This window comes from Rhizobium sp. BG4 (genome assembly GCF_016864575.1).
Taxonomy (GTDB): domain Bacteria; phylum Pseudomonadota; class Alphaproteobacteria; order Rhizobiales; family Rhizobiaceae; genus Rhizobium.
On the sequence record NZ_CP044126.1, the window covers coordinates 889556 to 914168 of the forward strand.

Annotated in this window: 21 protein-coding genes; 12 read left to right on the forward strand and 9 right to left on the reverse strand. The window is 63.2% G+C overall.

The genetic code is table 11. The features are described 5' to 3' along the window. The first annotated feature begins 13 nt into the window (after positions 1–13). The 3 genes from F2982_RS24275 to F2982_RS24285 all read left to right on the forward strand — a co-directional run bounded on the left by F2982_RS24275 (position 14) and on the right by F2982_RS24285 (position 4331). Positions 14–1633, forward strand: a complete 1620-nt coding sequence (locus tag F2982_RS24275) for an ABC transporter substrate-binding protein (RefSeq protein WP_203430187.1) — start codon at positions 14–16, stop codon at positions 1631–1633. Between the two features lie 68 nt (positions 1634–1701). Beyond that, positions 1702–2646 carry an acetamidase/formamidase family protein gene (locus tag F2982_RS24280; protein WP_112714425.1) on the forward strand — a complete coding sequence of 315 codons (945 nt, stop codon included), beginning with the start codon at positions 1702–1704 and terminating at the stop codon, positions 2644–2646. Next, on the forward strand, positions 2643–4331 hold the full coding sequence (locus F2982_RS24285; protein WP_203430188.1) for an ABC transporter ATP-binding protein: 1689 nt from the start codon (positions 2643–2645) through the stop codon (positions 4329–4331). Before F2982_RS24280 ends, F2982_RS24285 begins: the two co-directional genes overlap by 4 nt. Before the next feature lie 42 nt (positions 4332–4373). Here F2982_RS24285 and F2982_RS24290 read toward each other — a convergent pair whose 3' ends face one another. From F2982_RS24290 to F2982_RS24330, 9 genes are all read right to left on the reverse strand, one after another. Beyond that, positions 4374–5171 (reverse strand): transporter substrate-binding domain-containing protein, encoded by a 798-nt coding sequence (locus F2982_RS24290; protein ID WP_203430189.1) that lies wholly within the window; start codon positions 5169–5171, stop codon positions 4374–4376. A gap of 61 nt (positions 5172–5232) precedes the next feature. Then, positions 5233–5961 carry an amino acid ABC transporter ATP-binding protein gene (locus tag F2982_RS24295; RefSeq protein WP_112714431.1) on the reverse strand — a complete coding sequence of 243 codons (729 nt, stop codon included), beginning with the start codon at positions 5959–5961 and terminating at the stop codon, positions 5233–5235. Next, on the reverse strand, positions 5945–6598 hold the full coding sequence (locus tag F2982_RS24300) for an amino acid ABC transporter permease (RefSeq protein ID WP_112714433.1): 654 nt from the start codon (positions 6596–6598) through the stop codon (positions 5945–5947). Before F2982_RS24300 ends, F2982_RS24295 begins: the two co-directional genes overlap by 17 nt. Positions 6599–6605: 7 nt before the next feature. Next, positions 6606–7289 carry an amino acid ABC transporter permease gene (locus tag F2982_RS24305; protein ID WP_112714435.1) on the reverse strand — a complete coding sequence of 228 codons (684 nt, stop codon included), beginning with the start codon at positions 7287–7289 and terminating at the stop codon, positions 6606–6608. 40 nt (positions 7290–7329) lie between these two features. Then, the gene (gene kduD, locus F2982_RS24310) at positions 7330–8085 is read right to left on the reverse strand and encodes a 2-dehydro-3-deoxy-D-gluconate 5-dehydrogenase KduD (protein WP_130280235.1); all 756 of its coding nucleotides are present in this window, start codon (positions 8083–8085) and stop codon (positions 7330–7332) included. Positions 8086–8089: 4 nt separating this feature from the next. Further along, positions 8090–8926: a 5-dehydro-4-deoxy-D-glucuronate isomerase gene (gene kduI, locus F2982_RS24315; protein WP_203430190.1), complete on the reverse strand. Its 837-nt coding sequence runs from the start codon at positions 8924–8926 to the stop codon at positions 8090–8092. Further along, on the reverse strand, positions 8923–9693 hold the full coding sequence (locus F2982_RS24320; protein WP_199625548.1) for a GntR family transcriptional regulator: 771 nt from the start codon (positions 9691–9693) through the stop codon (positions 8923–8925). The genes kduI and F2982_RS24320 overlap by 4 nt, the downstream gene beginning before the upstream one ends. A gap of 196 nt (positions 9694–9889) precedes the next feature. Further along, the gene (locus tag F2982_RS24325) at positions 9890–11803 is read right to left on the reverse strand and encodes a DUF5054 domain-containing protein (protein ID WP_203430191.1); all 1914 of its coding nucleotides are present in this window, start codon (positions 11801–11803) and stop codon (positions 9890–9892) included. Between the two features lie 237 nt (positions 11804–12040). Next, on the reverse strand, positions 12041–13054 hold the full coding sequence (locus F2982_RS24330) for a substrate-binding domain-containing protein (protein WP_203430192.1): 1014 nt from the start codon (positions 13052–13054) through the stop codon (positions 12041–12043). Between the two features lie 181 nt (positions 13055–13235). On the opposite strand from F2982_RS24330, the gene F2982_RS24335 reads away from it, so the two are divergent. From F2982_RS24335 to F2982_RS24375, 9 genes are all read left to right on the forward strand, one after another. Then, positions 13236–14264: an ABC transporter substrate-binding protein gene (locus F2982_RS24335; protein ID WP_203430193.1), complete on the forward strand. Its 1029-nt coding sequence runs from the start codon at positions 13236–13238 to the stop codon at positions 14262–14264. A gap of 77 nt (positions 14265–14341) precedes the next feature. After that, complete coding sequence (locus tag F2982_RS24340) at positions 14342–16582, forward strand: iron ABC transporter permease (RefSeq protein ID WP_203430194.1); 2241 nt, start codon at positions 14342–14344, stop codon at positions 16580–16582. Next, positions 16579–17640 (forward strand): ABC transporter ATP-binding protein, encoded by a 1062-nt coding sequence (locus F2982_RS24345; protein ID WP_203430195.1) that lies wholly within the window; start codon positions 16579–16581, stop codon positions 17638–17640. The genes F2982_RS24340 and F2982_RS24345 overlap by 4 nt, the downstream gene beginning before the upstream one ends. Before the next feature lie 28 nt (positions 17641–17668). Continuing rightward, positions 17669–18469 (forward strand): inositol monophosphatase family protein, encoded by an 801-nt coding sequence (locus F2982_RS24350; protein WP_203430196.1) that lies wholly within the window; start codon positions 17669–17671, stop codon positions 18467–18469. Between the two features lie 177 nt (positions 18470–18646). Further along, the gene (locus F2982_RS24355) at positions 18647–19372 is read left to right on the forward strand and encodes a FadR/GntR family transcriptional regulator (RefSeq protein ID WP_203430197.1); all 726 of its coding nucleotides are present in this window, start codon (positions 18647–18649) and stop codon (positions 19370–19372) included. Positions 19373–19416: 44 nt separating this feature from the next. Continuing rightward, positions 19417–20925 (forward strand): ABC transporter substrate-binding protein, encoded by a 1509-nt coding sequence (locus F2982_RS24360; RefSeq protein WP_203430198.1) that lies wholly within the window; start codon positions 19417–19419, stop codon positions 20923–20925. A gap of 63 nt (positions 20926–20988) precedes the next feature. Beyond that, on the forward strand, positions 20989–21936 hold the full coding sequence (locus F2982_RS24365; RefSeq protein ID WP_203430199.1) for an ABC transporter permease: 948 nt from the start codon (positions 20989–20991) through the stop codon (positions 21934–21936). After that, positions 21933–22805 carry an ABC transporter permease gene (locus F2982_RS24370; RefSeq protein ID WP_203430200.1) on the forward strand — a complete coding sequence of 291 codons (873 nt, stop codon included), beginning with the start codon at positions 21933–21935 and terminating at the stop codon, positions 22803–22805. The genes F2982_RS24365 and F2982_RS24370 overlap by 4 nt, the downstream gene beginning before the upstream one ends. A gap of 21 nt (positions 22806–22826) precedes the next feature. Beyond that, positions 22827–24611: a gamma-glutamyltransferase family protein gene (locus F2982_RS24375; protein ID WP_203430201.1), complete on the forward strand. Its 1785-nt coding sequence runs from the start codon at positions 22827–22829 to the stop codon at positions 24609–24611. Positions 24612–24613: the final 2 nt, after the last annotated feature.

The window sequence follows — 24613 nt, forward strand, 5'->3', positions numbered from 1 at the left end:
AAGGGGAACCAATATGTTCAAAAGCTGGCTTCGAATGACGACCATGGCAACGGTGGTGGCGCTGGCGCCGCTGTCGGTCATGGCACAGGATGCTCCCAAGCAGGGCGGCGACATTATCGTCACCTACAAGGACGATATCGCCACCCTGGACCCGGCAATCGGTTACGACTGGGTCAACTGGTCGATGATCAAGAGTCTCTATTCCCGCCTGATGGACTATGAGCCCGGCACGCCGAAGCTTGTTCCCTCGCTGGCGGAAAGCTTCACCGTTTCGGATGACGGCCTCACCTACACGTTCAAGCTCCGCAAGGGCGTGAAGTTCTCGAACGGCCGCGAAGTCGTCGCTTCCGACGTCAAGTATTCGATCGAACGCGCCGTCAATCCTAAGACGCAGGGTCCGGGCGCCGGCTTCTTCGGCGCCATCAAGGGCTTCGAAGACGTCACCGGCGGCAAGTCCGAGACGCTCGCGGGCATCGAGACGCCTGACGCGGGCACCGTCGTCTTCACGCTGTCGCGTCCGGACGCAACCTTCCTGCACGTGCTCGCCATCAACTTCGCTTCCGTCGTTCCGAAGGAAGCCGTCGAGGCAGCTGGCGGCGATTTCGGCAAGAAGCCAGTCGGTTCCGGCACCTTCATCCTGAAGGACTGGACGATCGGCCAGAAGCTCGTCTTCGAACGCAACAAGGACTACTTCGTCAAGGACGTCCCGCATGTCGACAGCTTCACGGTCGAAGTCGGCCAGGAGCCGCTCGTCGCGCTTCTGCGCCTGCAGAAGGGTGAAGTCGATATCGCCGGCGACGGCATTCCGCCGGCCAAGTTCCTCGAGATCAAGAATTCGGCCGATGGCCCGAAGATGATCGTCGACGGCGAACAGCTGCATACCGGCTACATCACGCTCAACACCAAGGTGAAGCCCTTCGACAATGTCAAGGTTCGCCAGGCCGTCAACATGGCCATCAACAAGGACCGCGTCACCCGCATCCTGAACGGCCGCGCAACGCCTGCCAACCAGCCGCTGCCGCCGCTGATGCCGGGCTATGACAAGTCCTTCACCGGCTATACCTACGACGTCGCCAAGGCCAAGGCGCTGCTTGCCGAAGCCGGCTTCGCGGATGGCTTCGAAACCACGCTCTACTCGACCAACACCGATCCGCAGCCGCGTATCGCCCAGGCGATCCAGCAGGATCTGGCCGCCGTCGGCATCAAGGCTGAAGTCCGCGCGCTCGCACAGGCAAACGTCATCTCTGCCGGTGGCACGGAAGGCGAAGCACCGATGATCTGGTCGGGCGGCATGGCCTGGATCGCCGACTTCCCGGATCCGTCCAACTTCTACGGTCCGATCCTCGGTTGCTCGGGTGCGGTCGCAGGCGGCTGGAACTGGTCGTGGTACTGCAACAAGGATCTCGACGCCCGCGCGGTCGCCGCAGACTCCATGTCCGACCCGGCCAAGGGCGCAGAGCGCACCGCTGCCTGGGGCGAGATCTTCACCGACATCATGGCCGATGCGCCGTGGGTTCCCGTGATCAACGAGCGCCGCGTCGTTGCCAAGTCGCTGCGCATGGGCGGTGCTGACAATGTCTATATCGATCCGACCCGCGTCATCAATTACGACGCCATCTACGTCAATCAATAAGCCCTGACGGGTGAACGCCCTCCCGGTTCTCCGGGAGGGCGGCCATAAGAACGAGGGAGACACACAAGATGTGCATTGCCTGCACCCACACCATTCACCGCGCCCAGCACAATTTCGGCTGGAACAAGGATTTTGCCCCGGCGGTCGTCGCCAAGCCGGGCGAGACGATCCATTTCGAATGCATGGATTCCTCGGGCGGCCAGCTCGGCCGCGATGCGACGCTCGATACGCTGCGCGATCTCGATTTCGGCAAGATCAATCCGGTCTCCGGTCCTGTCTATGTCGAAGGCGCGAAGCCGGGCGATGCACTGAAGGTGACGCTGCGCAAATTCATTCCGTCGGGCATCGGCTGGACGGCCAATATTCCGGGCTTCGGCCTGCTCGCCGACCAGTTCAAGGATCCGGCGCTGCATGTCTGGTCCTATGATGCAAACTCGATGGTTCCGGCACTCTTCGGCCCCGGCGGCCGCGTGCCGTTGAAGCCCTTCGCCGGTACGATCGGCGTTGCTCCGGCAGAACCCGGCACGCACTCCGTCGTCCCGCCGCGCCGCGTCGGCGGCAACATGGACATCCGCGACCTGACGGCCGGTGTGACACTCTATCTGCCCGTCGAGGTCGAAGGCGCGCTGTTCTCGATCGGCGATACGCACGCCGCCCAGGGCGACGGCGAAGTCTGCGGCACGGCGATCGAAAGCCAGATGAATGTCGAAGCGACGATCGAGCTCGTCAAGGACGCGAAACTGCAGACGCCGCGCTTCACGACCACCGAGCCGGTGACCCGCCATCTCGACGGCATGGGCTACGAAGTCACCACCGGCATCGGCCCCGACCTGATGACCGGCGCGCGCGAAAGCGTCATGCGGATGATCGACCTGCTGACCGCCGAACACGGCCTCAACCCGGTCGATGCCTATATGCTCTGCTCCGTCTGCGGCGATCTGCGCATCAGCGAAATCGTCGACATGCCGAACTGGGTCGTTTCCTTCTACTTCCCAAGGATCGTATTTTCGTGACATCGCCTACGAACACCGCGCCGGTCCTTTCCGTCCGCAATCTCAGCGTCGATGCCCGCACGCCCGAGGGCCTGAAGCCGGTCCTGAGGGATGTCGGCTTCAGCCTCGCCAGTGGCGAAACGCTCTGCATCGCGGGCGAATCCGGCTCGGGAAAATCGGTCACCTCGCTCGCCATCATGGGTCTGTTGCCGAAGGCGTCGCTGCGCGTCACCTCGGGCAATATCCTGCTTGGCGAGCGTGACCTGCTGACGCTGTCGAACCGCGCCATGCGCGACGTTCGCGGCGGCGAGGTCGCCATGGTCTTCCAGGAGCCGATGACCTCGCTGAACCCTGTCATGTCGATCGGCGCGCAGCTGACCGAGGCGATCCGCGAACACCAGGGCAGCGAGAATGCCGAGGCGACGGCGCTGCAGATGCTCGACGCCGTGCAGATCACCGATCCGGCCCGCCGTCTCAAGCAATATCCGCATGAGCTCTCCGGCGGCATGCGCCAGCGCGTGATGATCGCCATGGCGCTTTCCTGCCGCCCGAAGGTGCTGATCGCCGACGAGCCGACAACGGCACTCGACGTCACCGTTCAGGCGCAGATCCTCAAGCTGATGCGCGAGCTGAAGACCGAGTTCGGCACCTCGATCATCCTGATTACCCATGACATGGGCGTCGTCGCCGAAATGGCCGATCGCGTGCTGATCATGCAGAATGGCCGCATCGTCGAGCAGGGTCCGTCGCTTGAAATCTTCAACCGGCCGCAGGAAGACTATACCAAGCAGCTGCTCGCCGCTGTGCCGCGTCTCGGCGCGCTGGCCGGCACCGACGGCCCGCCGCGGATCACCCCGCGCAAGATCGAGCCGGAGCGCACGGGTCAGGCCCCGGTGATGAGCGTGCGCGATCTCAACGTCCACTATGGCAGCCCGGCAGGCCGCTTCTTCAAGGGCAAGCCGCAGGTTCAGGCCGTCAGCGGCGTTTTCTTCGATATCCAGCCCGGCCAGACGCTCGGCCTCGTTGGCGAAAGCGGCTCTGGCAAATCGACGACCGGCAAGGCGGCGCTTGGCCTGATCCCGTTCACCGGTGATGTGCTGATCGACGACCGGAACATCGCCGGCCTCAGCCAGCGCGAGATGCGCCCGGTGCGCCGCTCGGCGCAGATGATCTTCCAGGACCCCTATGCCTCGCTCGACAGCCGCATGGCGGTCGGCGCCGCCATCGCCGAACCGATGGTCATCCATGGCATCGGCAACAAGGGCGAGCGGCAGGATCGCGTCGCCGAACTGCTGCGCCGCGTCGGCCTGACGCCGGATGCGGCGACCCGCTATCCGCACGAATTCTCCGGTGGTCAGCGCCAGCGCATCTGCATCGCGCGTGCGCTCGCCGTCGGGCCGAAGCTGATCGTCGCGGACGAGAGCGTTGCGGCACTCGACGTATCGGTGCGCGCCAAGGTGCTCGACCTGATGCTGGAACTGCAGGAGCAGATGGGGCTTGCCTATCTCTTCATCTCACACGACATGGCCGTCATCGAGCGCATGTCGCACCACGTCGCCGTCATGCGCGGCGGCAAGATCGTCGAGCACGGAACGCGCCGCGAAATCTTCGAGAACCCGAAGGACGAGTACACGCGGGCGCTGATCGCCGCCGTGCCGATCCCCGATCCCGAAGTCTATCAGAAGCGGGCACAGGCCCACGCCTGAAAATTCGCCGGGGTCTTTCGACCCCGGCGTTTTTCTTTCCGGTTACTGGCGCGAGGTCAGATCGTCGGGCAGTTCGGCATTGTGGTACTTGCGGTAGATGTCGCGCAGCACCTTGTTGTCGAAATTGGTCTTGACCCATCCGTCGAGCCAGCCCTTAAGAGCGGTCTCACCCTTCGGGATGCCGATGCCGAGATTGGTCTCCTTCTGGGTGAACTTCACCTGCAGCGGATTGGCGGTCATCTTCTTGTTGATGCCGTTGATGACGGCCGACTGGCTGGACAGGATATCGACCTGGCCGGAGACGACAGAGGTGATCAGCGTCGCATCATCCTCGAAGCGGACGATATCAGCACCCTTGGCCTTGGCAGTGATGTCCTGGTCGTTGGTGGTGGCGCGCGTCACGCCGATGCGCTTGCCGTCGAGATCGGCATAGTCCTTGATCGCGGCGTCAGCCGGACCGGCAACGACGAGAGCGAGCGTCGCGTAGGGAACCGAGTAGTCGATCGCCTTCTTGCGCTCTTCGGTGATGCCGAGCGACGAGACCACCATGTCGGCCTTGCCTGTCTGCACCGAGGGAACGCGAGCGGCGTTGGTGATTTCCACCAGCTCCAGCTCGACGCCGAGATCCTTGGCGATCAGCTTGGCGGTTTCGACGTCCGAGCCGGTCGGCTTCAGGTTTTCATCGACGAAGGAATATTCCGGAATGCCCATCGCCACGGCGATGCGGACTTTCCCGGCCTTCTTGATGTTTTCAAGCACGTCGGCATTGGCAACCGATGCAAAGGCCAGAAGGCCTGCTCCGGCGATGAGCGCCAGTTTCGAAATCATTCTCGTCGGCATATGAGTCTCCTCTCTCGTTTACCCGACCCCGCGCTTTCGCGCAGGTACTCCTCCTTTGAGATCACAGCTCTTCGGCCATGAACTCCTTCAATTCCGGCGTCTGCGGATTGGAAAGGATGTCTGCCCCTCCGGTCTCCCAGACCTTGCCGGTATGCATGTAGATGACGCGATTGGCGGCCCGCTTGGCGAAGCCCATCTCATGAGTGACGACGATCATCGTCATGCCGCCGCGGGCGAGATCTTCCATGACGCGCAGCACTTCGCCGGTCAGTTTCGGATCGAGCGCCGAGGTCACTTCGTCGAACAGCATCACCTTCGGCTGCATGGCGAGCGAACGGGCGATCGCCACGCGCTGCTGCTGGCCGCCGGACAGCTGTTCCGGATAGTTGTCGATCTTCTCCGACAGGCCGACCTTGGCGAGGACCTGTTTGGCAATCTCGTGAGCCTGGTCCTTGCGCATGCTTTTGACGCGGCGCAGCGCCAGCATGATGTTTTCGGCGACGGTCATGTGCGGGAAGAGATTGTAGCTCTGAAACACCATGCCGATATCGCGGCGAAGCGCGCGCAGATCGAGCTTCGGATCCTCGACGCGATGGCCGCAGACCTCGATCGTGCCGTCCTGGATCGTCTCCAGCCGGTTGATGCAGCGCAGCGCCGTGCTCTTGCCGGAACCGGATTGGCCGATCAGGGCGACGACCTCGCCGGTATTGATCTCGAAGGACACGCCCTTCAGCACCTCGAGGGCACCGAAACGCTTGACGACATTGGTGAGTTTAACGGCGGCCGGCATTGAGTTTCCTCTCAAGCGAACGGCTCCAGACCGACAGCGGATAGCAGACGCAGAAGTAGAAGAGCGCTGCGACGCCGAAGACCAGGAACGGCTGGAACAGGGAGTTGTTGATGACCTGCGCGGCGCGCGTCAGCTCCAGGAAGCCGACCACGGATGCAAGCGAGGTATTCTTGACGAGCTGGACGAGAAAGCCGACCGTCGGCGGCGTGGCGATCTTCAGCGCCTGTGGCAGGATGACGTCGCGCAATGCCTGCCAGCGGGTGAGGCCCAGGCATTCGGCTGCCTCGAACTGCGTCTTGGCGATCGATTCCACCGCGCCGCGCCAGATCTCGCCGAGATAGGAGCTCGAATAGACCATCATACCGAGACCGGCTGCAACGAGCGGCGGCACCGAGATGCCGAAGACGCCGAGGCCGAAATAGAGCAGGAACATCTGGATCAGCAGCGGCGTGCCCTGGACGATCTGGATATAGACCAGCGCCGTGCGCCGCAGCCAGCGGAAGCGCGAGATGCGCGCCAGCATGACGAAGAAGCCGGCAATGCCGCCGAGAACGAAGGCCAGCGCCGAGAGCACCACGGTCCAGAGCAGGCCGTCCAGCAGGTAGAAGAGATGATTGGTCGAGAATGCGCCGAGCATCATCACCTCACACGCCAAGCCCGAGCCGGCGGCGGCGCGGGAATGCAATGAGGCCGAGCCCGAAGAAGGCGGCGCGCATCAGATAGGTGATCGCGATATAGAGAAGCGCGACGACGAAATAGGTTTCGAGCGAACGGAAGGTGTTCGACTGGATGTTGTTGGCAACCCCCGTCAGCTCTTCGGCCGAAATCTGCGAGCAGATCGACGTCGACAGCATCATCAGAATGAACTGGCTGGAGAGAGACGGATAGACGCGCTCGATCGCCGGCAGCAGGATAATGTCGCGGTAGATCTGGAATTTCGAAAGGCCGAGCGCCTCGGCCGCCTCGATCTGGCTCGGGTGGATCGAATCCATCCCGGCGCGGACGATCTCGGCCGTATAGGCGCCGACATTGATGACCATCGCGAAGACCGATGCCGCGATGATCGGCAGGCGGAAGCCGATCGACGAGAGGCCGAAGAAGATGAAGAAGATCTGCACGATGAACGGCGTGTTGCGCACCGTTTCGATATAGACGCTGACGATGCCGCGCAGGATGGCGGAGTTCGAGCGGCGGGCGATCGCGCAGGCCACGCCGATGCCCATGCCGATGATCACCGAGAAAAGGGTGATCTCGATCGTCGTCAGTGCGCCGGACAGGAAATCCTGCCAGTAGGGCAAGAGCGCCCCGAAATCGAACTGATACTGCATAACTCCTCCGTGCGCGGCGGGTCAGGCCGGCGCCAATGCCTTATCGTGCGAGCCAGCCGCCATCGACGGGGATGACGGTGCCGTGGACGTAGTCGGATGCTGCCGATGCCAGGAATACGGCGGCACCGCCGAGTTCCGATGGCGTGCCCCAGCGTCCGGCCGGAATGCGCGCCAGGATCGCGGCGTTGCGATCCGGGTCCTCACGCAGCGCCGTGGTGTTGTTGGTCGAGAAATAGCCGGGCGCGATCGCGTTGACGTTGACGCCCTTGCCCGCCCATTCGCAGGCGAGCAGCCGGGTGATCCCGGCAAGGCCGCTCTTCGAGGCCGTATAGGACGGAATGCGGATGCCGCCCTGGAAGGATAGCAGCGAGGCAATGTTGACGATCTTGCCGCTGCCCTTTTCCAGCATATGGCGGCCGGCCGCCTGCGACAGGAAGAAGGCCGTCTTCAGATTGGTATCGATGACCGCGTCCCAGTCTTCCTCGGTAAAATCGATCGCATCGGCGCGGCGGATGATGCCGGCATTGTTGACCAGGATATCGAGAGAGCCGAAGACCGAGATGGTCTCCGCAACGATATCCTTGACCGGAGCGATCGTGCCGAGATCGGCCTTGATCGCGTGAAAACGCACACCTGCCTTGGTGACCAGCGCTTCGGTTTCCTCCATCGACGAGCGGCCGACGGCAGCGATCGAGGCGCCTGCCTCGGCGAGCGCGACGGCGATGCCCTGGCCGATGCCGGTATTGGCGCCGGTAACGATGGCGGTGCGGCCCGAGAGATCGAAGGGGTTGGCCATCGTCCTACCTCAGATCCGCGATGGCGATATGGTCCATGTCGGTGAAGCTCTTGTTGTCACCGGCCATCGCCCAGATGAAGCTGTAGTTCTTGGTGCCGGCGCCCGAATGGATCGACCAGGGCGGCGAGATGACCGCTTGTTCACTGGCAACCAGCATGTGGCGGGTCTGCTGCGGCTCGCCCATGAAGTGGAAGACGCGCTGATCGGCCTCCAGATCGAAATAGAGATAGGCTTCCATGCGCCGGTCATGCGTATGGGCCGGCATGGTGTTCCAGACGCTGCCCGCATCGATCATCGTGAAGCCCATGGTCAGCTGGCAGGACTGGCAGACTTCCGGATGGATGAACTGGTAGATCGAGCGCTTGTTGGCGGTCGCCGCTTCGCCGGGCGTCAGGTGGCGCGCCTTGTCGCGCGTCAGAAGCACAGTCGGATGAACCTCATGCGCCGGCGTCGAGACCAGGTAGAACTTGGCGGGCTTGGCAGCGTCAGCGCTTTCGAAGCGGACATCCGCGGCGCCCTTGCCGACATAGAGGCAATCGTATTTCTGGAGCTCATAGCTCTTGCCGTCGACGACGACGCGGCCGGCGCCACCGACATTCAGCGCGCCGAGCTCGCGTTCGGCGAGGAAGGTCTCCTGTCCGATTTCCTTCGGCGCGCCGAGCGAGAGGGCTTCGCCGAGCGGCGCCGCGCCGCCGATGACCATGCGGTCATAATGGGAATAGGTGAGCCGTATTTCGCCGCCTGCAAACACCGTCTCGACCAGGAAATGGCGGCGCAGCGTTTCCGTGTCGTAGCCGCGGACGGCTTCCGGATGGGAAGCGTGACGGACATCGATCTTCATTGATTTTTTCCCTTCTCTTCAATGGATGCCAAGGGAGATTTTGCATCCTCGATGAAATAGTTCGGATCCCAGATCTCGGCCTTCTCGACTTCGCCGAGCAGCTTGCCGAGATGGAAACCCATGGCGGCCGCAGCACCCGCCTTGTCGCCCGCCTTCATGCAGTCGATGACCGCCGAATGCTCCTCGATGACGCGGGCAAGACGCCCTTCCTGCGGCAGGGTTAGCAGGCGGTAGCGATCGGAATGGACCTTCACCTGCTGGATGATCGCCCAGATGCCGGGGAAGCCGGAGATATCGCTGATCAGCTTGTGAAAATCGTTGTCGACCACATGGAAGGCCGCGACATCGTCGTCGCGCACGCAGGCGCTGAGATCGGCCAGATTGCGCTCCAGCGAACGGATGCCTGCCGGCGTGATCTTCTCGACGGCGATCGAGACGGTCGTATCCTCTAGCGCCTTGCGCACCAGGATCGCCTCATAGAGCGCCCGGCGCGGAATGCGGGACACGAAGGTGCCCGACTGCGGAAAGACATCGACGAGGCCATCGTCGGAGAGACGCAGGATCGCCTCGCGGATCGGCGTGCGGCTGACGCCGAACTGCGCCTCCAGTTCCTTCTCGTTGAGAAGATCCATCGGCTTGCGACGCAGTGAAATGATGTCATCGCGCAGCGCGTTGTAGACAAGCGTTGCGGCGCGCGGGGCCGCCGCGCGCTGATGCGAGAGATGAGTGACGCCGGCGAGCGAGCGCTTCTTGCGGGCTTCGCTCATCGCGCCGCGCTCCGCATGCCAACAATCCTATACCCGAGATTTTTCTCCACCCGTCGCCACCTCCCATTGGCTTGGCAAGAAGTAGTATATTAGTATCCAACTTAGCGCAAGCGGGCGAAGGCAAAGACTTTTCCACAACGAAAAAGCCGCGGAGATCGCTCCCCGTGGCTTGGCTTTGCTATTATTTTTCAGGTACTTAAATTTCGGAAAGCCGGAAGCGGGCGATGATGTCGCCCTCGCACCACATCGGGAAATTCGTGCCCCACTTGTTGTTGTGGAGATTGAACCGGATGCCTTCCGCAAAGTCCGGGCGGGTCTTGCAGAAGGTCATGAAATCCCAGCTTGCGGGTGCGGCGAGCGGCGTATCCAGCGGTTCGATCTGCAGCGCACCGGAGCGCGCAGCGCTGACCGCCTGCAGCTGCGCTCCGCCGCTTTCGGCGATCTCATCCGAGCGATGCCAGAGCCCCATCTTGCGGAAGCTCCATTCCGCCTCGCCCGCGGGCGTGACGAAGAAGAAGCTCGCCTCCGGCATGCGGTTGGCGGGCTTGGCATGCAAGGTCAGCTGAATGGAAAGCGCATCGCCCTCATCCGAGAACCGCAGCGAAACATGCCTTGGCGACCCGTATGAAGCCGATGCGCGCTCGGGCAGCGAAAGCAACATCATGTTGCCCGTGGCCGCCTCGAGAATCGGCGAGAAGGATTGCGACAGCGCAGCGCCCGACTGGCCGAGCCCCGGCTTGTCATGATCGAGCACCGCCCATTCCTGCCGGTGCGTCAGATAGGTGTCCATATGCCTGCCGACATCGGCGGCATCGTAGCTTTCATAGCGATAGCCGAGCAGAGCACCGCCGCGGCCCGGCATCGTCTTGCCCGAAGGCGCGCCGATTGAGGTGATATCACCGCTTTCGTCATCGAGACGGATCGTCCAATCGCCGACTTTCAGCTCGGTGTCTTTTCCTGAGATCGCCGGCAATGCAGGCGCAGCAAGTTCGCCGATCGCCTGTGTGGCTGCGGCAGCATCTTCGGGCTCCAGCATCGAGACAGCCTTGCCGAGATAATCGCGCTGCTCCTGCCAGGATTGCTCGGCATAGGCAAAGCGGTAGTCGCTCTTGCGCGCCGCCTCGAAATCCGGTCGCGACCAGGCCTTGTCGTCGCGCAGATAGGATTTGATATCGACGCCGCAGGTGTGTTCGGCGACCATCGCCAGCTCACGGCCGAAGGCGAGCCGGCTTTTGGTCAGGCCTTCAGCGGCGAAGCGGTCGTAAAGCCGCTGCAAGGAAAGGAACCGCACCGTCTTCTGCGGATCGGTGGCGCTGCCGTGGATCCAGCTGTCGCCGAGCTCGATATCGACGATAGGAAAGCGCTCGCGCGCCTCCCAGAGGAGTGCGCCGTAATCTTCGAGCGTTGCCGCGCGGATCACAGCATCCGGCTCGCGATGGCGGATTTCACGCAGCGCCTCAGCCGTCTGCGGCACGCTCTGCGGGCCGATATTGTCGTTGGTATGGGCAAAACTCAGCCCGTCCGCAAAGCCTTCCGGGAAATAGGTCTCGCCATAGGAGCGCTGATACATGACGACGACTTCCTCGCCGCCGGGCGCACGCCAGCGGAAGACGTCAGGCACTTCGGGCGGCGGCGAAGCAGTGTTGACGCCGAGATGCAGGAAACGGATCCCGGCTTCGGCAAGCAGCGGCACCATGCCGAGCGTGTGGCCGGGCACATCGGTCATCTTCGCCGCGATCGTCTTCTTGCCGAAGCGCCGGTCGAGTTCCTGCGAATAGGAGAGCCCGGCACGGAAAAGGTCGGGCGACATCAGCTCGGTATGCGTCGTGAACGGCAGGCCGTGCCAGCGGATCAGGCCGCGCTCGATCGCCTCCTCGAGCTTTGCCACTTCGGCCGGAGAACGCGAATTCAGGTGATCCCAGATCAGCCAGGCGCCCGTCGTCCAGATGAACTTCGGCTCCTCGGGGTTCTCCGCATGGAAATGCGCGCCCGTCTCGATCGCCTGCGGGATGAACCGCTCGTGATACTGGCGGCGAACCTTCTCCGCGTGGTCCGTGAAGCCGATATCCAGGTGGGTCTTGAAGACCAGATGCACGCGCTTTTCTGACATGTCCATTCCGCTCGCTGGCCTCGGCAACCGCACCGGCCGCCTCGACATCTACGAGACAATGTAAACGTGTTCAAGCTGACTTTTGACGCAGGCTGCAATGGCGACCGGTTACGGGACGGCTTCATTCATCGAGGCAAAAGAAATATTATTGAATTACAACGAATATGGCGCTCCAGCGCGCATATATCCGCCTTTCGAAAATCTGTGTAATCGTATGCACAAATCTTCGAGACGCTGTCAGCCGCCGCGGATCGAGCCGCGCCAGACGAGCTCCGCGTGAAGCTTCAGAGTCTGCACTTGCGCCTCCTCGTCGGCCACCCCCGGCGCCGCAAGGAAGGCAACCGCCTCCCGGGCGATGGCTTCGACCGGCTGGGCAAACGTCGTCAGATCGTAGGAGGACCATGAGGCCTGTTCGATGTCGTCGAACCCGGCAACGCAGAGCTGGTCGGGAACCGACATCATGAACTGGTGGCGCGCCGCGTCCATCACGCCGCAGGCGAGGAGGTCGTTGGCGCAGAAGATCGCGTCCGGGCGCTCCTTGCGGGTCAGTAGGCGCTGGGCGACGACCTTGCCCGCCTCGTAAACGGTCGAACCGAAACGCTCGACGGCGACCTCCATGCCGAGTGCCGCCGCAGCCGCGACGAAGCCGTGTTCGCGGGCCATCAGGCTCGGCGTTCCCACTTCCGAATTGGCGAAGGCGAGCCGCCGACAGCCGGCACGGACGAAAGCCGTCAGGATGCGGCCCGCCGCTTCCTGGTCGTCGAGATTGATCCTGAGCGGCCCCGGCTGGTCGTCGTCGCGGTTGATCAGCACCAGCCGCTGGCCGTTCTTCAGGCAGAGCTGGGTGATCGACTTGTCGGGCAGGCCGGAAAGAATGATCGAGGCATCGGCGCGGTAGCGGATCGCCTGCCGCAGCGCCCGGTCAACACTGCCGTCGGAACGGTCGGTATTGATCAGCATGGCGATCTTGCCGGAATTCTGCAGGTGCTGCGTCACGGCGCGGATCAGCGACGAACGGTAGGGCGTGCCCATTTCCGAAACGATGAGGCAGACGATGCCGCTCTCGTTGCGCATCAGCCCGCGGGCGAGATGGTTGACGTGATAGCCGAGCGCCTCCGCCGCCTCCATCACCCGCTTGCGGGTTTCGGGCGCGACGCTTGCTCCCGGCGTAAAGGTACGCGACACCGCCGAGCGGGAAACGCCCGCCTTTTCCGCAACTTCCTGCGCGCTGACAAAGACTTTCGTGACCACCTGAATCTCCCCTTGCACGCGACTGTGCACGATATTGCAATTGCGTGCAATATCCACCTCCGGGACTTTTATGACAGTTTTGTGACAAAAGTGGTTGACAGGGTTTATTAGGTCATGCAGCATTTGCACACGCTTGCAAGGGCGATCGGCGTGGAGGCGCCGCCACATCCAGGAGGAAATAATGCGTTCAGCTAAAATTGCGGCAGCGATGCTCGCCGCGACTGTGTCTTTTGCTGCCTTTTCGGCCCATGCCGCCGGCAATCTCAACGTCATCTGCTCGGCCGACCAGGAGGTCTGTGACCTCATGAAGGGGCTGTTCGAGAAGCAGTCGGACATCAAGGTGAACATGGTGCGCCTGTCCGCCGGCGAGACCTATGCCAAGATCCGCGCCGAGGCCCGCAATCCGAAGACCGACATCTGGTGGGCCGGCACCGGCGACCCGCATCTGCAGGCAGCAGCGGAAAACCTGACGCTGGAATACAAGTCGCCGCTCTTCGATCAGCTGCAGGATTGGGCCAGGAAGCAGGCCGAAAGCGCCAAGTACCGCACCGTCGGCGTTTATGCCGGCGCGCTCGGCTGGGGCTATAATACCGAGATCCTGAAGCAAAAGAACCTCAAGGAGCCGAAGTGCTGGGCCGACCTGCTGGACCCGTCCTACAAGGGTGAAATCCAGATCGCCAACCCGAATTCCTCGGGCACGTCCTACAACACGCTGGCGACGCTGGTGCAGATCATGGGCGAGGACCAGGCATTCGATTACCTGACGAAGCTGAACGCCAACGTCTCGCAATACACCAAGTCCGGCTCGGCGCCGGTGAAAGCGGCTGCCCGCGGCGAATCGACGATCGGCATCGTCTTCATGCATGACGCCGTCGCCCAGACCGTCGAAGGCTTCCCGATCAAGGCGGTCGCGCCCTGCGAAGGCACCGGTTACGAGATCGGCTCGATGTCGATCGTCAAGGGCGCCAAGAACCTCGAGAATGCCAAGAAGTGGTACGACTGGGCGCTCAGCGCCGAGGCGCAGTCGCATATGAAGGACGCCAAGTCCTTCCAGCTGCCGTCCAACAAGTCGGCCGAGGTGCCGAAGGAAGCGCCGAAGTTCGAGGACATCAAGCTGATCGACTACGACTTCGCGAAATACGGCAACCCTGATGTCCGCAAGGCGCTTCTCGCCCGCTGGGACAAGGAAATCGGCGCCAAGGCGAACTGATCTTCCTGAAATCGATGGCCGGGAGCCACGCGCTGCCGGCCGCCATGCCTATACCGTGCTCAAGCGGGAGCGACCCCATGAAGAACCACAATCGCAGACTGGATATCGCTCTCGTCTTCGCCATTGCCGCCCTGATACTGCTCCCGTGGTATCGGATCGAAGGCGGCTTCTTCGGCCTTGGCTGGCTGTCTGATTTCCTGGGCGATCCCTCCACGGCGCCCGGCATCCTGCAGATCACCACCTATGGCCGATGGTGGCTCGCGATCGCCGTCGTCTTCGTTCTGCTTGGCGGCATCGCGCGCTTCCTTCCCGATCCGAAATCCCGCGCCACGCTGCTTGCCTGGGCAGGCGGCCTGGGAGTTCTTTTCCTGACGCTCGAAGGATTGGCGATCAATCTCTCCGGCTGGAGCTGGACATTCGCCGAAGCGCTCTTCGGCGCGCTCCCTGACGGCCAGCCGTCGATGGGTGCGGGCGCCATCATCACCGGCCTCGTCTTCGTGTTCTTCTTCGCCTTCGGCCTTGCCGAACGCGGCGTGATGAAGGGCGACGCCTTCGTGGTCGGCGCCATCGCCATGCTGGTATTCCTCGTCGCCATCTTCGTCTTCTATCCGGTCGGCAGCATGTTCGTCGGCGCGTTTCAGGATTTCGACGGCTCCTTCAATCCCAACGGCTTCCTGACCAATATTCAGGATTCATCGGTCTGGAGCCTCGGCTGCGTTGTCGGCGGCGAACGCTGTGGCGTTGCCTGGCGCACGCTTTGGCTGGCGATCATGACGGCCGCTGGTTCGACGACGCTCGGCCTCTGCTTTGCGCTGGTCGCGACCCGCACCCGTTTTCCGTACAAGAAGGGGCTGCGTCTGCTGACGATCCTGCCGATCATCACGCCGCCCTTCGTCGTCGGCCTAGCGCTCACCCTGCTCTTCGGCCGCTCGGGGGTCGCGACACAGCTCATCTCCTCGCTGCTCGGCATCGAGCCCGGCCGCTGGCTCTATGGCCTCACCGGCATCTGGATTGCCCAGGTTCTCTCCTTCACGCCGATTTCCTTCCTCGTGCTGATCGGCGTCGTCGAAGGCGTCAGCCCGTCGATGGAGGAAGCATCGCAGACGCTGCGCGCCGACCGCTGGCGCACCTTCTGGCGCGTCTCACTGCCGCTGATGAAGCCCGGCCTCGCCAACGCCTTCCTGATCGGCTTCATCGAAAGCATGGCCGATTTCGGCAACCCGATGGTGCTCGGCGGAAGCCATGGCGTGCTGTCGACGGAGATCTTCTTCGCCGTCGTCGGCTCGCAGAATGATCCGGCCCGCGCCGCCGTGCTCGCCATGATCCTGCTGGTCTTCACCATGTCGGCCTTCATCGCCCAGCGCTTCTGGCTGCAGGGCAAGAGCTACGCGACCGTAACCGGCAAGGGCGATTCCGGCCAGCATATCGCGCTGCCGCGCGGCGTCTCGATCGCCGTCCATTCGCTCGTCATCCCCTGGGCGATCTTCACCATCGTCGTCTACGCAATGATCCTGTTCGGCGGCTTCGTGCGCACCTGGGGCCTCGATAACACGCTGACGACAGAACACTACATTCGTGCCTTCTCGATCGGGTTCCGTGATGACGGCGGCCTGGCGTGGACGGGGGTCGCCTGGAATTCGTTCTGGACGACAATGGAGATCGCCCTGATCTCCGCCCCGCTCACGGCCGCTGTCGGCCTGCTGACGGCCTACATCATCGTCCGCCAGAAGTTCGTCGGCCGGAACGTCTTCGAATTCGCGCTGATGCTGAGCTTCGCGATCCCCGGCACCGTCATCGGCATCAGCTACATCATGGCCTTCAACCTGCCGCCGCTCGAAATGACCGGCACGGCGCTGATCCTGGTTGCCTGCTTCGTGTTCCGCAACATGCCGGTCGGCGTGCGCGGCGGCGTGGCGGCGATGAGCCAGCTCGACAGGAGCCTCGACGAGGCATCGCTGACGCTGCGCGCCAACAGCTTCCGGACGATCCGCAAGGTCATCCTGCCGCTGCTGCGCCCGGCGATCACCGCCGCCCTCGTCTATTCCTTCGTGCGCGCCATCACCTCGATCAGCGCCGTCATCTTCCTGGTCAGCGCCGAATACAACATGTCCACGGCCTATATCGTCGGCCTCGTCGAGAACGGCGAATACGGCGTCGCCATCGCCTATTCCTCGGCGCTGATCGTCGTCATGGTCACCGTCATCGCCGGCTTCCAGTTCCTCGTCGGCGAACGCCGCCTGCGCCGCGAAAACCGCGTCGCGCTGGCAGCGCCGGCGGCCACCGCATCCGCACCTCTCGGTCAGGAGAAAACCGCATGAGCAGCAACAAACCCGGTTCCGTCGTCTTCGAGAACGTGCGCAAGACCTTCGGCGCCTTCACTGCCATTTCCAACCTGTCGCTGACGATCGAGCCCGGCACGCTGGTGACCCTGCTCGGTCCCTCTGGCTGCGGCAAGACGACGACGCTGCGCATGCTTGCCGGTCTCGAACACCCCTCGTCCGGCCGCATCCTGATCGGCGGCAAGGATGTGACGATGCTGCCGGCCAACGAGCGCGACGTCTCGATGGTGTTCCAGTCCTATGCGCTCTTCCCGCACATGACCTCGCTCGACAATGTCGCCTACGGCCTGGAATCGTCAGGCATGAAACGCAAGGAGGCGCGCGAGCGCGCCGAGGAGGGCCTGAAGCTCGTCGGCCTCGCCGGCATGGGCCAGCGCCTGCCCGCCGAACTCTCCGGCGGCCAGCAGCAGCGCGTCGCCGTCGCCCGCGCTCTCGTGCTCGAGCCCCAGGTTTTGCTGCTCGACGAGCCGCTGTCGAACCTCGACGCCCGCCTGCGCCGCCGGGTGCGCACCGAGATCCGCGAGCTGCAGCAGCGGCTCGGCTTCACCGCAGTCTATGTCACCCACGACCAGGACGAAGCGCTTGCCGTCTCCGACCAGATCATCGTCATGAAGGACGGCGAGATCGCCCAGAAGGGAGCGCCGCGCGATCTCTATGACCAGCCGGTCTCCGCCTTCATCGCCGACTTCATGGGCGAGGCGAATGTCGTGCCCTGCGATGTCATCGGCATCGATGGCGATCACGCGACGATCAATGTCGAGGGACTGACGCACCGGATTTCCGGCCGCAACATGCGCCCTGGCCCGGCACAGCTGGCGGTACGCCCGAACGCCATCACGCTGGCGCCGAAAAACGGCGGCGCCTACAGCGGCAAGATCACCCACGCCGCCTATCTCGGCGACCACGTAGAATATGAAGTCAAAACCAGTAACGGCACGCTGTTCGTCGTCGACCCCGCAGTGGAAAGGGCCTTTGCGCCTTTGACAGAGGTGGAGATCGGCTTCAAGGATCGCGGCATTGCCATCATCGGCGGCTGAGCCCGCATTTCATCAAGGGAAGATTTTCATGACGTCGCATGTCGTACCCGGGCTTGAAGCGCGCCTCGCGCTGGCCGAAGCCGTGGCCCGTGAAGCGGGAGCCGTCGCGCTCGATTATTTCAAGCGCCGCGAAACGCTGGTCATCGAAACCAAGCGCGATCCGCAGGACGTGGTCTCGATTGCCGACCGCGAAGTGGAAAACCTGATCCGCAAGCGCTTCAACGAGGCCTACCCCGCCGATGGCGTTCTCGGCGAGGAATATGGCCTCGAATCCGGCACATCGGGCTTCACCTGGGTGGTCGATCCGATCGATGGCACCAGCCCCTTCGTCAACGGCATGCCGAACTGGTGCGTGTCGATCGGCCTGCTGCATGACGGCGTGCCCGTCGTTGGCGTCATATCGGCGCCCTGCCACGACGAACTCTATGCGGCAGCACTCGGCATGGGCGCGACGCTGAACGGCAAGACGCTCTCGCTCGATCCGTCCCGCACCATCCGCAACGCCGTGACCGGCATCGGCGCCAACAACCACGTCACGCCCGCCTTCGTCGGCAAGATGGTGGAAAGCCTGCTGGAGGCCGGCGGCAATTTTATCCGCAACGGCTCCGGCGCGCTCATGCTCGCCTATGTCGCGGCCGGCCGTCTCGTCGGCTATTACGAGCCCTACATGCACGCCTGGGACTGCATGGCCGGCTACTGCCTCGTCAAGGAAGCCGGCGGCTGGTACCACCCCTTCCCGACCGAGGGCGAACGGCTGACCAAGGGTGCGCCGGTTCTGGCAACAGCACCCGGCTCAACCGACGATCTGCGCAAAATCGCCGGTATTTAAGCATTTTTGCATCTTTATCTGCCCAATCCGGCGTCATCGGCGCCGGATTTTTTGTGCGTAGCGAAATCCACAGCCTATCTTTTGTGCAATGCAAAAATTGCACAAAAAACCGCTTGACGATGCGAACCAATATGGTTTTGGATTGGACCAATAAGAAATTGGTTCGGACCATTCAACATGGATGAGACCACGGGGAACTCCAATTACGCTCTCGACAAGCTGCGTGCGCTGCTGCGCTCGGACAGCCTCGATGCCGACGGCAAGCTGCCGACCGAACGGGCTCTCTCGGAGAGGCTCGACGTCAGCCGCCGCGCCATCCGCCGCGCATTAGAAGTTCTGGAAGCCGAGGGACTGATCTGGCGCCGCCAGGGATCCGGCACGTTTGCCGGAAGGCGCCCCGACGGCTGGAGGGAGCATGTGGATTCGATCGTCGCCGGCACCGACCTGATGGAAATCATGGAAGTGCGCCTGCGCATCGAGCCGCAGCTCGCTCAGCTTGCCGCCATCCGCGCCAAGAAATCCGACGTCGAGCGCATGTACGAGCTCGTCAAGAAGATCTACGAAAGCACCGATGCCGATGGCCGCGAGCTCTGGGACGGCGCGCTGCACCGCCATATCGCCCAATCGGCCGGCAACCAGTTCTTCCTGACGATCTTCGACGTCATCAACCGCGTGCGCCAGGACGAAGCCTGGCAGACGATCCGCGAGCGGGCACGCGCCGCCAGCAAGACGCGCACGGTGACCTATGGACAGCACACCGCGATCGTCGACGCGATTGCCGCCCGCGACCCCGCGAGAGCCGGCGAAGCCATGCGCCAGCACCTGCTGACGCTGCAGGAGAGCCTGGTCCGCATGACCTCGCTCGACCACCAGATACCGGAGACCAAAGAAGAGCTCACCTGAAGAGCCGCCGGCAATGAAGCAAAAAAGAACCAGAGGAGAGTGAAATGAAGACCGCCAGTTTTGTGACGACCCTTCTAGCCGGGGCGCTCGTTGCCCTCCCATCCTTTGCCGCCGAGCTGAAGATCGGCCTGCAGGACGATGCCGACGTGCTCGATCCCGCGCAGTCGCGCACCTTCGTCGGCCGCATCGTCTATACCGCGATGTGCGACAAGCTTGTCGACGTCACCCCAGACCTGAAGATCGTGCCGCAGCTCGCCACCGAATGGCACTGGTCGGATGACGGCAAGGCGCTGACGATGAAGCTGCGCGAAGGCGTCAAGTTCCACGACGAAACGCCGATGAATGCCGCAGCCGTTGTCGCCACCATCGAGCGCAACATGACGCTGCCGGAATCGCGCCGCAAGAGCGAGCTGACCTCGGTCGAGAAGGTCGAGGCAACAGGCGAATACGAAGTGAAGTTCACGCTGAAAAGCCCGGACGTGACGCTGCTCGCCCAGCTCTCCGACCGCGCCGGCATGATCGTTTCGCCGAAGGCCGCCAAGGAGCTCGGCGCCAATTTCGGCAATCATCCGGTCTGCGCCGGCCCGTTCAAGTTCGTCGAGCGCGTCCAGCAGGATCGCATCGTGCTTGAGAAGTTCCAGGACTACTGGAACAAGGACAACATCTTCATCGACAAGGTCACCTACCTGCCGATCCCGGATACGACCGTGCGCCTCGCCAACCTGCGCTCCGGCGATCTCGACATGATCGAGCGTCTGGCGCCGACCGACGCCGCATCCGTGAAGGAAGATTCGACCCTCACCTATGCCGACGCGATCGGCACCGGCTACATGGCGCTCTACGCCAATATCGGCAACGGCGCGCGCGCCGACAATCCGTTCGGCAAGGACAAGCGCCTGCGCCAGGCATTCTCGCTGGCGATCGACCGCGAAGCGCTGAACCAGATCGTCTACGAAGGCACGTCCGTTCCCGGCAACCAGTCCTTCCCGCCGAACAGCCCGTGGTTCGACAAGGACGTTCCGGTTCCGGCCCGCGATCTCGACAAGGCCAAGGCGCTCGTCAAGGAAGCCGGTTTCGATCGCGTGCCGATCGAACTGCAGGTGCAGAACAACCCCGTCGCTTCGCAGATGATGCAGATCATCCAGTCGATGGTGGCCGAGGCCGGTTTCGACGTGACGATCCGCTCGACGGAATTCGCGACGCTGCTTTCGGAACAGACGGCCGGCAACTACCAGCTCAGCCGTTCCGACTGGTCGGGCCGCATCGATCCCGACGGCAACATCCATCAGTTCATCACCTGCAAGGGCGGCATCAACGACACGAAGTATTGCAATGCTGAGGTCGACAAGCTGCTGAACGAGGCCCGCGCCTCCACCGACGATGCGGTGCGCAAGCAGAAATACGACGCCGCCGCCGTGATCCTCAACGACGACCTGCCGATCATCTATCTCGGCCATAACTCGTGGATCTGGGCGCTGCACAAGAACGTCACCGGCTTCATTGCCTCGCCGGATGGCATGATCCGCCTGACCGGCGTCAAGAAGGAAGGCTGAGCCTAGCAACCGTGGCGGCGGGGCCATCCCGCCGCCTCTCCAGGCCCGTTCAGGATCGCCACCATGTACACCTACATCGCCAAGCGGCTTCTCGTCGCCATTCCGACGCTGCTGATCATATCGGTCTTCGTCTTTTCGCTGCAGAAGCTCCTGCCCGGCGACCCCATCCTCGCCATGGCCGGCGAAGAGCGGGACCCACAGGTCATCGAGTACCTGCGTGAGAAATACCGGCTGAACGATCCGGTGCCCTACCAGTACGTCTCCTGGCTGGGCTCGGTGCTGCAGGGCGATCTCGGCATCTCGCTCAGGACCAATCAGCCGGTTCTTGAACTCGTCGCCGAGAAGCTTCCCGTGACGATCCAGCTTGCCACCATGTCGATGATCTTCGCCTTCGTGATCGGCGTTCCCATGGGCATTCTCGCGGCGGTGAAGAAGAATACGCTCTTCGACTATCTCGCAAACCTGATCGCACTCTCCGGCCTCTCGATCCCGAACTTCTGGCTCGGGATCATGCTGATCCTGCTTGTCTCGGTGAAGCTCGGCTGGCTGCCGGCTTCGGGGTACGAGCCCTTCTTCAACGATCCGCTCCGTTCGATCCAGACGATGCTGATGCCCTCCTTCGTGCTTGGCAACGCGCTGGCGGCGACGCTGATGCGCCACACGCGCTCGGCGATGCTCAGCGTCCTCAGCGCCGACTACATCCGCACCGCCCGCGCCAAGGGGCTTTCGGAGCGCTCCGTCGTTCTCGAACACAGTTTCCGCAATGCCGTGCTGCCGATCGTGACGCTGAGCGCGCTGCTCTTCGGCGAACTTCTCGCGGGCGCCGTCCTGACCGAGCAGATCTTCACCATTCCGGGCTTCGGCAAGCTGATCGTCGATGCCGTCTTCAACCGCGACTACGCCGTCGTCCAGGGCGTCGTGCTCTGCACCGCGATCGGCTTCATCATGATGAACCTCATCGCCGATATCCTCTTCGTCCTTCTCAATCCGCGCATGAGGGCCTCGCTATGACCGCCATCGATCAGGTTGCCGTCGCCACCGAGCAGCGCGTGCCGAGCCGCGCCTGGCGCAAGCTGAAGGCCAACAAGGGCGCGCTCGTCGGCCTCGGCATCATCGCCTTCTTCGCGATCCTGGCTGCCGCCGCGCCAATCCTGCCGATCCCGGATCCCAACGCCACCAGCTGGTCGGCGATCCGCAAGGCGCCATCGGCCGCCCACTGGCTCGGCACCGACGATATCGGCCGCGATATCCTCTCCCGCATGATCTGGGGGGCGCAGGCCTCGCTGATGGCCGGCGTCTTCTCGGTGGCGATCTCCGTTTTCATCGGCGTACCCTTCGGGCTGCTTGCCGGCTATTTCGGCGGCTGGGTCGACCAGATCATCTCGCGCATCACCGAGGCCTTCCTCGCCATGCCGTTCCTGATCACCGCAATCGCGCTCGCCGCCTTCCTGGGGCCGAGCCTGACAAATGCGATGATCGCCATCGGCCTGTCGGCGATGCCGATTTTCATCCGGTTGACACGCGGCCAGGTGCTGGCGGTCAAGACCGAGGATTATGTCGAGGGTGCGCGCTCGATCGGCCTTCGCCATTTCAGCATCATCACCCGCTACATCCTGCCGAACGTCGCGGCACCGATCCTCGTCCAGGCAACGCTGACGGTCGCGACCGCGATCATCGCCGAGGCCAGTCTTTCCTTCCTCGGTCTCGGCCAGCAGCCGCCCGCCGCCAGCTGGGGCTCGATGCTGAACGTTGCCAAGAACTTCCTCTCCCAAGCCCCATGGATGGCGATGTGGCCGGGGGCGGCGATCTTCCTCGTCGTCATCGGCTTCAATCTCCTCGGCGACGGCCTGCGCGATGCGCTCGATCCGCGCGAAGCATGATCTCCTGAAAGGACATATGAAATGACCGCATTCACGACCCGTCCCGAAATCCTCGGCACATTCGGCGTCGTCACCTCGACCCACTGGATCGCCTCCGCCGTCGGCATGAGCATTCTCGAAAAGGGCGGCAATGCCTTCGACGCGGCTGTCGCCACCGGCTTCGTGCTGCAGATCGTCGAGCCGCATCTCTGCGGCCCGGGCGGCGACATGCCGGCGATCCTCTATTCGAAGAAGAAGGACAAGGTCGAGGTCATCTGCGCCCAGGGACCGGCCCCGGCTGGTGCGACGATCGAGCATTACACATCCGAAGGCCTGAAGCTGATCCCCGGCGACGGGTTGCTCGCGACGGTCATTCCCGGCAGCTTCGACGGCTGGATGCTGATGCTGCGCGACTATGGCCGCCTGACCGTCCGCGAAGTTCTCGAACCGGCAATCTATTACGCCGAAAACGGCCATCCGATGCTGCCGCGCGTCTCGGCAACGATTGCCGGTCTCGCCTCCTTCTTCGAGAAGGAATGGCCGACTTCGCACCAGACATGGCTGCCCGGCGGCTCCGTTCCCGAGCCGCTCTCCAATTTCAAGAACCCCGTTCTCGCCGAAACCTGGAAGCGGATCGTCGCCGAGGCGGAAGCCAAGCGCGATCGCGAGGAGCAGATCCAGGCGGCCCGCGACGCCTTCTATCGCGGCTTCGTCGCCGAGGCGATCGAGCGTTACGCCGGTTCGACCGCGGTGATGGATGCCAGCGGCACCAAGCACAAGGGCGTCATCACCGCCGATGACATGGCGAACTGGTCGGCGACAACAGAAGCGCCGCAGACCTACGACTATCACGGCTGGACGGTCGCCAAGATCGGCCCCTGGGGCCAGGGACCAGTCTTCCTGCAGACGCTGGCGCTCTTGAAGGGCATCGATATCGCCTCGATGGATCCGGCCGGTGCCGATTTCGTCCATACGGTCACCGAGGCGATGAAGCTCGCCTTCGCCGATCGCGAGATCTATTACGGCGACCCGAATTTCTCGAAGATCCCGGTCGAGCATCTGCTGTCCGACGCCTATAACGACGAGCGCCGCAAGCTCATCAAGTCAGAGGCATCGCTGGAACTGCAACCCGGCATCGTGCCCGGTTTCGAAGACCAGTATGCACTGACGATGGACATGCTCGGCGTCACCTCGAAGACCGGTGCGGTCTATGAGCCGACCATGGCGCATCTGTCTGAAAAGCGTGGCGATACCGTCCATATCGACGTCATCGACCGCGAGGGCAACATGGTGTCGATCACGCCCTCGGGCGGCTGGCTGCAATCGTCGCCGATCGTGCCCGGCCTCGGCTTCTGCCTGAATTCACGCGCCCAGATGTTCTGGCTGAAGCCCGGCCTGCCGACCTCGCTCGCCCCCGGCAAGCGCCCACGCACGACGCTGACGCCATCGATCGCGCTCTACGAGGGACGCCCGACACTGGCGTTCGGCACGCCAGGCGGCGACCAGCAGGAACAGTGGCAGCTCTCCTTCTTCCTGCGCTATGTCCATCACAAGATGAACCTGCAGGCGGCGATCGATCAGCCGCTGTTCCACACCTCGCATTTCCCCGGTTCCTTCTACCCGCGCACCCGCGAACCGGGCAGCCTGATGGCCGAAGCGAATTTCGGCGAGGACGTGTTGGAGGCGCTGCGCAGGAAGGGCCACAAGCTGACGGTCGCCGATCCCTGGACGGTCGGCCGCCTGACCGCTGCGCGCCGGGATGCCGATGGCCTGTTGCGGGCAGCGGCTACGCCGCGGCTGATGCAGGCCTATGCGGTGGGGAGATAACC